This window comes from Mesorhizobium sp. M0051, assembly GCF_040323235.1.
In the GTDB taxonomy this organism is placed as follows: domain Bacteria; phylum Pseudomonadota; class Alphaproteobacteria; order Rhizobiales; family Rhizobiaceae; genus Mesorhizobium.
Window position 1 is genome coordinate 22,446 of record NZ_JAMYUT010000040.1, and the last position, 12,007, is coordinate 34,452.

General features: G+C 58.8%; 9 protein-coding genes and 1 pseudogene. 9 read left to right on the top strand and 1 reads right to left on the bottom strand.

Translation table 11 applies throughout. The annotated features are described in order from the left end of the window. Positions 1-118: 118 nt before the first annotated feature. From NKJ90_RS29570 to NKJ90_RS29585, 4 genes are all read left to right on the top strand, one after another. Positions 119-6,388, top strand: coding sequence for an RHS repeat-associated core domain-containing protein (locus NKJ90_RS29570; RefSeq protein ID WP_352487464.1), 6,270 nt, complete (start codon positions 119-121; stop codon positions 6,386-6,388). 433 nt (positions 6,389-6,821) lie between these two features. Then, complete coding sequence (locus tag NKJ90_RS29575) at positions 6,822-6,983, top strand: hypothetical protein (protein WP_245266632.1); 162 nt, start codon at positions 6,822-6,824, stop codon at positions 6,981-6,983. 153 nt (positions 6,984-7,136) lie between these two features. Then, positions 7,137-7,496: a hypothetical protein gene (locus NKJ90_RS29580; protein WP_245266631.1), complete on the top strand. Its 360-nt coding sequence runs from the start codon at positions 7,137-7,139 to the stop codon at positions 7,494-7,496. 33 nt (positions 7,497-7,529) lie between these two features. Next, positions 7,530-8,165, top strand: a complete 636-nt coding sequence (locus tag NKJ90_RS29585) for a hypothetical protein (protein ID WP_352487465.1) — start codon at positions 7,530-7,532, stop codon at positions 8,163-8,165. A 46-nt stretch (positions 8,166-8,211) separates the two neighbouring features. On the opposite strand, the pseudogene NKJ90_RS33630 reads toward NKJ90_RS29585, so the two are convergent. After that, positions 8,212-8,301 (bottom strand): annotated as a pseudogene (locus tag NKJ90_RS33630) (DNA-binding response regulator); the annotation flags it as partial. A gap of 65 nt (positions 8,302-8,366) precedes the next feature. On the opposite strand from NKJ90_RS33630, the gene NKJ90_RS29595 reads away from it, so the two are divergent. From NKJ90_RS29595 to gspG, 5 genes are all read left to right on the top strand, one after another. Continuing rightward, entirely contained in the window at positions 8,367-8,528 is a 162-nt protein-coding gene (locus NKJ90_RS29595) for a hypothetical protein (RefSeq protein ID WP_023759615.1), read from the top strand. After that, entirely contained in the window at positions 8,528-8,671 is a 144-nt protein-coding gene (locus tag NKJ90_RS29600) for a transposase (protein WP_023759614.1), read from the top strand. Before NKJ90_RS29595 ends, NKJ90_RS29600 begins: the two co-directional genes overlap by 1 nt. A 262-nt stretch (positions 8,672-8,933) precedes the next feature. Beyond that, positions 8,934-11,057, top strand: coding sequence for a type II secretion system secretin GspD (gspD, locus tag NKJ90_RS29605; RefSeq protein WP_023759613.1), 2,124 nt, complete (start codon positions 8,934-8,936; stop codon positions 11,055-11,057). 2 nt (positions 11,058-11,059) lie between these two features. Beyond that, entirely contained in the window at positions 11,060-11,548 is a 489-nt protein-coding gene (locus NKJ90_RS29610; protein WP_031260278.1) for a prepilin peptidase, read from the top strand. After that, complete coding sequence (gene gspG, locus NKJ90_RS29615) at positions 11,548-12,000, top strand: type II secretion system major pseudopilin GspG (protein WP_023759611.1); 453 nt, start codon at positions 11,548-11,550, stop codon at positions 11,998-12,000. The genes NKJ90_RS29610 and gspG overlap by 1 nt, the downstream gene beginning before the upstream one ends. Positions 12,001-12,007: the final 7 nt, after the last annotated feature.

The window sequence follows — 12,007 nt, forward strand, 5'->3', positions numbered from 1 at the left end:
GCTGGGTCCTCAGCGTCGTTCCACAAATAACTCTGTTGATAAGTATCCTATTACAGTTTGGCGTCGTATTCCCAAAATGAAAGATGAGTACCGATAGGCAACTTGGCTTGGGGGACTCATGAAACGGTTTCTTGTTGGCGCCGCAGTGCTTGCCTTGAGTGTTGTGGGCGCGGATATTTCTGCTGTCTCTTATATTAGCGGAAGTGCAGGGATAGTAGTGTTCGCGCAGGAGAGCCGGGGCTCTTCCGCGGCTACAGAAACATCTGCTGCCGGCTTCGGGAATGGCGGCGCGGCACTGGGATCAGGCGCACAGCCGGCAGGTGGCACGCCAGCGTCGGGCACTGCGGCGCCGACGGCGGGAGATGCAGCATCAAGTGCGGCAACCGACAGCCCGGATGCGGCGGCCAAGGTTGGCGCCAAGCCGGTGGATGCCAAGGCGACAGATACCAAGGCTGCGGATGCCAAGAGCAGCGGCAAGGCGGCCAAGACGACCGACACGGAGGCCGCCCCCGAGGCGCCGGCCGTTGCAACTACGCTGGCGACCACGACCAGCGGCGATCCAGAAGCCATTGGCACGCCGAAGGTTGATCTGCCGAAGAGTTCGGGTAACGGCAATCTGGGCTATTCCATCGGCATCGATGTGCCTGCCTTCCATGGCATCGAGCCGCAGATCGCGCTGAACTATAACTCATCCCGCAAGAGCAAGCTTGGTGGCCTTTATCAGGGCTGGCTCGGCTATGGATGGGGGCTCGATGGTCTCGATGTCATCGAGCGGGCCACGCCGGGCTATGGCATGCCGGCCTACGATGCCAACGACATCTATCTGCTCGACGGCCAGGCGGTGGTCGCGTGCGTTGCCGGGATGGTCTCGCCGTCGTGTGCGACCGGCGGCACGCATGCGACCGAGAACGAGAGCTACCGCCGCGTTGCGCTGAACAGCAGCACCAATGAATGGAGGGTGACCGACAGGGATGGCACCGTCTCGACCTTCCGCTCGGTAGCGGCGGTTGCCAATTTGACGCCAACCGCCGGCACGCCGGCCTATGACCTTGCCATGAGCTACCGCTGGCTGCTGACCTCGGTCGCCGACACCAACGGCAACAGCGTTTCATACAGCTACACTTGTCCGGCCAGCCCGGTCTGCTATCCCGACAGCGTCAGCTACAACGGCACCATCGTAAAATTCCACTACGAGACCCGTCCCGACCTGATCCTGATGGGCAATGGCCGCGACATCTCTCTGACCAGCCAACGCATCAAGACGATTGGCATCACCGTTAGCGGCGCGGTGCGCGGCGCCTATAGGCTCACCTATGACCAGGCGCCATTTTCCAACACCTCACGGCTGACCCAGGTCACCCACTACGGCACCGATGCAACAATCGCCGTCGATGGCACCATCGGCGGCGGGACGTCGAAATCGCTTGGACAAATGGCCTATCAGGATGCCGGCTGGAACTACACCACCGTCAACACGCCGATCTACGAGCACATCCCGACATCTGGTGACAATCCAACTTACGCGAATCCAAAAGAAAACCTCGATGTCGACTTCGACGGTCGAGATGAACTTTGTTGCGAATATGCTGAGACGACGACAACAACCACCAACGGAGGAGGAGGATCGACCGGAGATCACGAAGTATTGACGTCGAAGAAGACACAACACTACAAAAGAATAATAAAATTCGGCAGCAATGGTGTGCCTTTTGACGTAGCAAGTTTGTTTGGCAGTACAACTTCAACAACGACGTCATCACTCGGCACCGATCTTACACCGAAAGGTAGCTCTGTGTTGACCGTCTTGGGTCCTGGACGCTTCCTGGCGACCAAGAACGCGATGGATTTTGCCCAGTATCAGAATACGAAAACAGCTTCCTGTCATAGCACGCGTGATAATGGGGAGGTTTGCACTTACACTTACTCAGCGACCCCTTCGCTGGTGCTGCCGGACGCCAATCTCGCGATGACAACTGTTGCATGCAGCCCAGCGCCTGTGGGCTATGAGGCCCTGTGCAGCAGTTTGCCAAGCTACAGCAATGTTTCCACTCTTCCCGCAAATCCGTCATTCGCGGCTGACACGAATGGCGACGGAATCGATACTCTCGAGAAACGCACCACATTCACCGACACCAGCATGGGCGTTGGTGATTTTCTCGGCAATGGCAAGCAACAACCCTTGTTCATTGTGAGTACCACCCTCAAAAAGGGCGTCCTTTCCAGCGGCAAATGGCAAGCAGGCGGAACTGCCTTCAACATAAATTGCCAGTTTGACACAGTCTCGAATCCTGGCTCCTGCGTCTTTGCGGACCTCAACGGCGACGGTGCGACTGACGTTGCCAGGTATAGATCAAGCGCCGACGAGATCACCGTATATCTGTCGACCGGCGTTGGTTTTAAAAGCTTCACAGCTACCGCCAATATTCTTGGCGGCAAGGCAATTCTGGGTGATTTTGACAATGATGGAAAAACGGATGTTTTTACGCTGAGCGACAACGTTGTTGTGGGCCCGGGTGAAACACGTTTGATCAAAGTTTACTCTCTTCAACCCTCCTCATCCACGACTTACGCTGCGGTCAATCTCCCGCGGCCAGCATCGATTCCAACAGTCGGGGACGTAATCGGCGACTTCAACGGCGATGGGCTGCCGGATTTCACCAACTATACCAGCATGATCATCTCGAATGCCGGCACCGGCAATCCGAACCTGGTGAAGCAGATCACGACGGAGCTGGGAGGGACGGTGGCGGTCGAGTACACGCCGTCGTCGACCTGGACGAACAACTACCTGCCGCAACTGGTGCATGCGGTGTCAAAGCTCTCTGTCGGTGATGGCCGCGGCCAGACGGCGGTGACCACCTACACCTATGCCGGCGGCAAGTACGATCCGGCGGCGCGCAAGTTCCTGGGCTTTGCCTCGATCGTCGAGACAAAACCGCTGGCCAATGGCGAGACGGCAGCCTCAAAGATCGAGACCACCTATCGGCAGGATCTGGCAAGCTACGGCCTGCCAGCGCTGACAGTGTGGAAGGATGGCACTGGGACCGTGCACAAGCAGGTGGCCGAGACCTATGCGGTCAATGCGGCGACAAAACCCTACACAGTGCAGAACACGGCGACCGACACGACGCTGACCGAGAACATCGCGCGCAACTTGCGCGTCGAGCGGGGCTTCGATGCCTACAACAACGTCACCAGCCTCAAGGACTATGGCCGCACCGATGTCGGTGGCGACGAGACCTGGACCGAGCGCTTCTTCTCGCCCAACACCTCGGCCTACATCGTCTCGGCGCTGATCGCCGAGCGCACGCATGCCGGGCTTGCCGGCACGGATCCCTATGTCAGCTACAGGCACAATTATTACGACGGCAACACGACCGACGTCTGGGCGGTGCCGACCAAGGGCAACCTGACCTGGGTGCAGACCTTCAGCGATGTCACCGCGGGCAAGACGGTGAATCAGTATTTTGCCTACGACGCCTATGGCAACAGGACCGCGGCCATTGACGGTGTCGGCAACAGGACCGAGTGGGATTACGGGACGACCTATCACATCTTTCCGATAACCGAGCGGGCGCCGCGCTATTTCGCAACGGGCGGACAACCGGCCGACACGCGCTTCGTCTCAACCGCCGCCTACAATGCGGTGTGTGGCCTGCCAATGACGAAGACCGACCCCAACGGCATCGTCAGGACCTTCGCCTACGATGCGTTCTGCCGACCCTACCAGGTCTCACAGAACGTGCTGGGTGCCTATGTCAGGACGCAGTTCTTCAACGAAGGCAATCCTGCGGCGCAAGCGCTGGTCAAATACACTCCCCTGCCCAATGGCGCGGGTGAGGACTTTATCGTCTCCTATTATGACGGCCTTGGCCGGGTTTATCGGGTGGAGGCTCCCGGCGAGACGGCGGCCGGTGCACGACGCGTCGTCGAGACTGACTACGATGGGCGAAGCAATGTGCTGCGCACTGCCTTCCCGCGCTTTGTCGGCGAGGCCGCGCAGTGGACCACCAACTTCTATGACTGGGCCGACCGGCTGACAAAGACAGTCAATCCGGATGCCAGTCAGCGCAGCTATCTGAACGAATTGGCCACTGCTGCCGCCACCACTCCACGGCTGAATGCCGTGACAACGACTGACGAGCTTGGCCATCAGACCAGAACGGCGTGGTCTGCGCACGGCGATATCGCGGGTGTCGTTCGCGACTTTGCGGGGCTTCAGCTTGCCGATATCCGCACCTTCGATCTGCTCGGCCGCTTGATCGGCGTCACCGATCCCGGCGGCTCTACCTGGACCTACACCTACGACATGCTGGGCAACAGGCTGTCGGCGTCCGATCCCGATCTCGGCACCTGGACCTATGTGTACGACGCCGCCAACCGGCTGGTCAGCCAGGCCGATGCCAGGGGCACGGTCACCACGCTCAGCTATGACCAGATGGACCGGCTGACGCTGAAGACGGCCACCGCGCCGGGCGGCGGCCCGGTGACGCTGACGCAGAACACCCACGACCAGGCGGCATCAGGCTACTACAACATCGGCCAGCTGACCCGCTCGGAAAACGCCGCCGCCGTCCAGCTCTACAATTATGACGGTCTCGGCAAGGTTGCCCGTCAGGATGCCACCATCGCGGGCATCACCAACACCACGTTCAACGTCCACGACGGCTCCGGCCAGAACGTATATGTCCAATACTTCCCCGTTCAGCTCGACTTCGGTTCGAACACCAACCACTTGCAGTACACCGCCGGCAACAGGCTCTATTCCGCTCCCGGCTTCATCACCTCGACCATCTACGAGGCTGACGGCCAGACCAAGGAGATCACCTACGCCAACGGCGTAAAAACGTCCTTCACCTACTCGCCGACACGGCGCTGGCTGACGCGCATCACCAACGCATTCGGCGCCAGCATGCTGATGGACCGGCAATTCACGCGTGATGCTCTCGGCCGCATCACCAACATTGTCGGGGCCGCTCCCCCAGGCAGTTGGAATTATGTCTACGACAATGCCGACCGGCTGGTCTCATCAGACAATCTCGGCGACAACACGCTCGACGAAACCTTCGCCTATGCCGCCAACGACAACATGATTTCGCGCACGCGTGTCGCTGGTACCTATGTCTATCCTTCGGCGAGCGCAGCTCGTCCGCATGCGCCGGTCTCGGTCGGCGCCAACGCGATGGCCTATGATGCCAATGGCAATCTGACATCGGACGGCAGCCGCACGCTGGTCTGGGACGAGGCCAACCGGCTGAAGACTGTCACGCGCGCCTCCAACACCGTCAATCTCGCCTACGGCCCGGACGGGGCGCGTGCCAGGAAGTCATCGAGCTTCGCCACGACGCTCTATCCCGACGCCAATGTCGAGATCAATCCGGCGATACCCGGAGCAGAGGTTTATACCCGCTATCCGCATCCCGACATCAAGGTCGTCGGCACGACCAAATACTTCCTGCACCGCGAGCATCTGGCCTCCGTGCGCCAGGTCACCGACATGTCGGGCACCGTCGTCGACGGCACCAGCTACGCCACCTATGGCGAAAGCCTCAACACCGGCTTCCAGACGCAGAAGAACTACGTCGGCGAACGTTTCGATGCCGAGACCGGACTGCTGTATCTCAATGCACGCTACATGGACCCGGTGCTGGGGCGGTTTATTTCGCCGGATGATTGGGATCCGACCAAGGAAGGTGTTGGCACCAACCGGTATGCCTATTCTCAGAATGACCCGGTCAACAAAAGCGATCGGAATGGCCACGGATGGGAAAGCCTATTTGGCGGAGGGGGTATTTTCAGCGGAGGCCCTGGAGCTGTTGCCGCCAGAGGTTACATCGGCAATCAGGCCGACATATCTGGACATGCGGGCGTTGATGCCGCCGTTAATACAGGAAAAGCGATTGTATCGGCTACTCCGGTCGGAGACTTGCAATCGATATACGAGGGAGTAAAAGAAAAAGATAAGGGAAAAATTGGGCTAGGCGTGGCGGGCCTTGCGCTGAGTGTGGCGCTACCCGAGGAGAAAATAGGGGCAGCGTTAGTTGAAAATGGACTAAAAGCAGTCGTAAAAGAAACCCCTCTATTATTGAATCCATCAATAAAAATTACTGCAAAAGGTTTGAAGCATACCGTAGATCGTCATACAATTAACAGCATATCGAAGTATGCGGATAAAAGTAAGTTTAGCAACGGTGAGGATGTAGAGTCATTAATAGATTTGGCGACGCAGCAAAAGGCGACCGTGCAGCCAAATGGAAACTTTGTTCGCACCCTTGACGTGAATAGGGATATTGGTGTTGACAGGTCAACAGGACAACCGACGTCGGTAATGTCTGTTGTTACCAATCCAAAGGGTGAATTGGTAACAGCCTTTCCAGGGAGGCCATAGAGTCTAATGTCGCTAGATTTCTCAATCCTTGATGCAAGTGGCGCCCCAAAAAAATCAGTCCCACTAGATGTCGAGCTTCATCATGAATTGTTGGTGGCCGCCAAATCTCTTGGGTTGGGCGAGGTTGTTAGATTCCATGATTACTATGAGGATGAGGAGATACCTCTTTCTTCAATACCGATATTTATGCAAGAAATTTTCATACTAAAAAACAACACTAACTCTTCCAGGTTACTGGATTTCTTAGAAAAAATGACATCGCTCGGGAGTTCCGCTTTATCAGAGAAGAGAAGCATCGTTGCAATATCGGATTGATTTCGAATTACAGTGCACTTTTTGCCATCTTCGCCCGTCCGCCGATGCGGCGAGGAATTACGGTGACAGTGCACTTTATTCATATTCGTTCGACCTTCATTGCGTGTAGATTGCTCCCATGGCTCGCCTCGCCCGCATTGTCGTGCCCAGTCTGCCGCACCACGTAACCCAGCGCGGCAACGGGCGCGCCAAGGTGTTTTTCACGCTTGGTGACTACGCGCTCTACAAGGCCCTCCTAGTCGAGCATTGCCGCGCCGCCGATGTCGGCATCTGGCCCTGATGCCGAACCATGTGCACCTGATCTCGACACCGGCAGACCCGGATGGCCTGCGGCGCGCGCTTGCCAAGGTGCACCAGTGCCTATGCCGGCACCATCCATGCGCGGCAAAAGAAAACCGGGCATTTCTGGCAAGGTCGCTTCGGCGCCGTCGCGATGGACGAGGATCGCCTGTTGTCGGCAGTGCGCTATGTCGGGCTGAACCCGGTACGCGCGGGGCTGGTGAGCCAGGCGGCGGATTGGCCCTGGTCAAGCGCTCGGGCGCATCTGACGGATGAAGCCGATGGCGTTACGGATCTGGGGCCGATGAAAGACCGGCTGCCCTCGTCGGCCGGACTGTTCGACCTGATCGAGACGGATGTCGCGGCTTTCGACGCCCTGCGCAAAGCCGAGAGCATCGGCCGGCCGGTGGGCAGCGAAGCATTTCTGGACCGGATTGCCGGGCAAACCGGAAGGGCCGTGAAATCGGGAAAGCGAGGCAGGCGGCGAAAAGAAAATAGTGCACTGTCACCGTAATTCAAGAAATTCTAAAAATGGTGGTCGCAAATAATGTCCGGCTCTAGTGCTCGCTTTCAACTTAAAGAGATAAATGACGGCGGCCGTCATTTGTCCGAAAAAGAAAAAGAATCCGTGCGTGGTATGCTGCTAGGGAAAATAGCGCGAGCACATATGGGCGACGGTATAATCCCAGACCGGAAAATCTATGCTCCAATGGTCAGAAATAACACCCGGCTACTGGAAGGGTGTTTGGGTATTCAAGGGCCGAGTAAAGGCACTTGGACAGAGGAAATGTTCGATGTTTTCTTCGGAAAGCATTTCGTTGGCGGGTGTTACCTTTGGGTGGAGCCTCCAGTAGGGCACATACCGGATCCTATCTTTTGGGCACCTTACAGTCCGGCGCGCCGAGACTGGCTATATATCTATGCAAGCAATTTGGGCATGCGACCTTGTGGAATGATGCGCGTGGACGGCCGCCTAGCAGTTTACGCCAATTTGGACTGTGATTTCACATTTGTATTTGGCGACGATGGCATCATTAAAAATTTTGACAAAGCATTTGGTGGGCGGGAAAAGATTTGTGAAGAATTTAACAAATTTTTGGATTCAAACGAAGTAGATCTTGGTGAAGGGAATATATATGCGTTTATGAAGTTATACTTACCAGAGATTGGAGGTTGCACTTGATGGAATTACGGCGACAGTATTCGCCTGACCATCGCTGTGAGCAGCTTCAAAACCCCGCCTGATCGCGAAACAGCTCCGCATTGTCCAGCTTCGAAACCTCGATCACCGCTTGCGTGCGGCTGTACACATTGAGTTTGGAATTACGGTGACAGTGCACTTTATTCATGTTCGTCCGACCTTCATTGCGTGTAGACGGCCAGCATGGCTCGCCTTGCCCGTATTGTCGTTCCCGGTCTGCCGCACCACGTGACGCGGCGTGGCAACCGGCGCGCCAAAGTGTTTTTCGCGCCTGGTGACTACGCGCCCTACAAGAACCTGCTGGTCGAGCATTGCCGCGCCGCCGATGTCGGCATCTGGCCCTGATGCCGAACCATGTGCACCTGATCCTGACACCGCCCGACCCCGATGGCTTGCGGCGCGCGCTTGCCAAGGTGCATCGCGCCTATGCCGGCACCATCCACGCGCGACAGAAGAAAACCGGGCATTTCTGGCAGGAATTACGGTGACAGTGCACTTTTTACCATCTTCGCCCGTCCGCCCATACGGCAAGGGGCCTGCTCGGTGGCCATCTCTGTAGCTCACCGCAGTCTCGGCTGCTCTGGTCAAGTAGCCGGCTTCCCTAATTGATATCCAGATCTCAGGCATTAACCTGACCCGGCAGGTTGCCGCCCTCCGCCACCAACCCTGTGGATAGACCCCAAACACCCACATCATTCCCGACATCGGCTTGCAAAGGCCGTAGACTAAAAACCCAGGGGAATCGGGTGGATGTCGATCAAGCCGAGTCATCGGGTCGTGGTGTGCACGTTGCTGGCGATTGCCGGCTGCACCTCTGCGCCGGGCAAGGACTTCTTCACCGAGACCATCGACAGCCTGCACGCCAAGAACTCGCCGTTGCGGGCGGGCTACACCGGTCCCGGCGCCATCACCTCGGCCGCCGGCCAGGCGCAGCGCTTCAACGGCACGCAGTATCAGGGGTCGGGCCAGTTCGTCTCCTCCGGCGCGCCCGTCACCAAGGTGACGACAGACGGTTCGGGCCAGTTCGAGCTCAACCTGATCAATGCGCCGATCACCGAGGCGGCCAAAGCGGTTCTGGGCGATGCGCTGCACCTCAACTACATCGTCGATCCGCGCGTACAGGGCACGGTGACCTTGCAGACCTCGCAGCCGGTGTCGAAGGACGCGCTGGTCGACATCCTGCAATCGGCGCTCGCGGTGAATTCCGCCGGCATCACCAACCGCGCCGGCACCTATCAGATCGTGCCGCTTTCCGAGATCATGTCCAGCACACCGCCGGTCAGTGTGCCTTCGGTTTCGCCGTCCGGCCCCGGCGTCAAGGTGCAGGTGCTGCAGCTGCAATTCATCGCCGCCGACGAGATGAAGACCATTCTCGAACCGATCACCCGACAGGGGTCGGTGCTGCGGGTCGATTCCGTTCGCAACCTGATCACGGTCGCCGGCAACGACAGCGACCTCAACGCTATCAGAGAAGCGGTCTCGGTGTTCGACGTCGACTGGATGCGCGGCATGTCGGTGGCGCTGCATCCGCTCAAGACCTCCAAGCCGGAGGCGGTTGCCGCCGAACTCGATTCCATCTTCGGCACCAAGGAAGGGCCCGGCGCCAAGCTCATCCAGTTTATCCCCAACGACAGGCTGAATTCGGTGCTGGTGATCACCTCGCGCCCGGCCTATCTCGCCCGTGCCGCGACCTGGATCAACAAGCTCGATAGGCTGGCCGAGACCAACGAAGATCAGCTTTTCGTCTACCAGATCCAGAACCGCCCGGCCAAGGAACTGGCTGCGGTGTTGAGCTCCGTGCTTGGCACCACGGTCAAGACCGAGGGAGATTCAGGCGGCTCGAATGTGTCGCCCGACCAGACGCCGATCGCCATGCAATCGGATGGCGTCACGCCGGTGCCACTGACCGGGCCGTCGCCTTCGATGCCGATGCAGGATGGACAGGCGCCGGCCCACGCCACGGTCGTCGCCGATGTAGAAAACAATGCGCTACTGATCCAGACCACAGCGCGCGACTACGAACGCATCGAGCAGATACTGGCCAAGGTCGACGTGCTGCCGACGCAAGTCATGCTGGAGGCTGTCATCGCCGAAGTGACGCTCAACGACGATTTGAAATACGGACTGCGCTGGTTCTTCGAGAATGGCGGCATGAACATCTCGGTGACCGACGTGGCAAAGGGCGTTGCCGCGGCGGCACTGCCCGGCTTCAACTGGAGCTACGCCACCGACAATATCCAGGTGACGCTGAATGCACTTTCCAGCATCACCGACGTCAATGTCATCTCGGCGCCGACCATCATGGCGCTGAACAACCAGAAGGCGATCTTGCAGGTCGGCGACCAGGTGCCGATCGCGACAAGGCAAGTGGTGGACCAGACGCTCGGCAGCTCGCCGGTCGTCTCGGTCGAGATGAAGGACACCGGTGTCATCCTGACGGTGACGCCACGCATCAACAATGCCGGCAGGGTCATGCTCGACATCCAGCAGGAGGTCAGCAACGTCACCAGGACGACCAGCTCCGGCATCGATTCGCCGACCATCCAGCAGCGCAAGATTCAGACCCGCGTCCTGGTCAATGACGGCGAGAGCCTGGCGCTGGGCGGCCTGATACAGTCGCGCAATAATGTCGACCGCACGCAAGTGCCTATCCTCGGCGACATCCCGATCATCGGCAACGCGTTCAAGCAGAAGACGGACAGCATCGGACGCACCGAGCTGATCATCTTCATCAGGCCGCATGTCGTGCGCGACATCAACGAAGCCCGCGAGGTGACGGACGAATTCCGCGGCAAGATCAGCTTGCAGACGCCGATCCAGAAGCGACGCGGCGGCACCAAGCTGCAACAGGACCTGAAGAGGCTGGCGTATTGACGATGCACTCATCCCTCGTGCTGGCTGCCACGATCGCCCTGGCGGCTATTCTCTGCGCTATTTCGATCGCCGATTTCCGCCGGCAGATCATCCCGGATGGGTTCAACCTGGCCCTGGCCGGCATCGGCCTTGTCTATCAGATGGCGACGCAGGCGGATGGCCTGCCGGCGCGCCTGCTGTTCGCCGCCTTGACCTTTGCCGCTGCCTGGTTGATCCGGCGCGGCCATTTCCTGATGACCGGCCGGATTGGCCTCGGCCTCGGCGACGTCAAGATGCTGGCCGCCGCTGCATGCTGGATCAGCCCACGGCTGTTGCCGGTGCTGCTGTTCGTCGCCAGCGCCAGCGCTTTGCTGTTCGTCGGCGGGCTGGTGATCGCGACAGGGCCGGCGGCGGCCAAAGCCCGTGTCGCCTTCGGCCCGTTCATCGCCATCGGCCTCGGCTGCAGCTGGGCACTGGAGCAACTTGCAGGTTTGGACATGGGACTGCTCTGATGATCACTCCACGCTTTACCTCTGAAAAATCCCGCCGAGAACGCGACGATCGCGAAAGCGGCTTCACCCTGGTCGAGCTTCTGGTCGTGCTCGCCATCATCGCGCTGATCGCCACGCTCGCAGCACCTCAGGTGCTGCGCTATCTCGGCTCGGCAAGAACCAACGCGGCCAAGGCGCAAGTCCGCAACATCGAAAGCGCGCTTGAACTCTACTATGTCGACAATGCGAAATATCCGACCGCGGAGGAGGGGCTCTCGGCCCTGGTTGCGGCGCCCACAGGCGAAGCGCGTTGGAACGGCCCTTACCTCAAGGGGACGACCGGTCTCAAGGATCCGTGGGGGAGGCCTTATTCCTACGAAGTGAAGGCCGATGCGAGCGGCGTGGTCATCCGCAGCCTTGGAAAAGACGGCAAGCCCGATGGAACCGGCGAAGACCAGGACATCAGCAACTGATATTTCT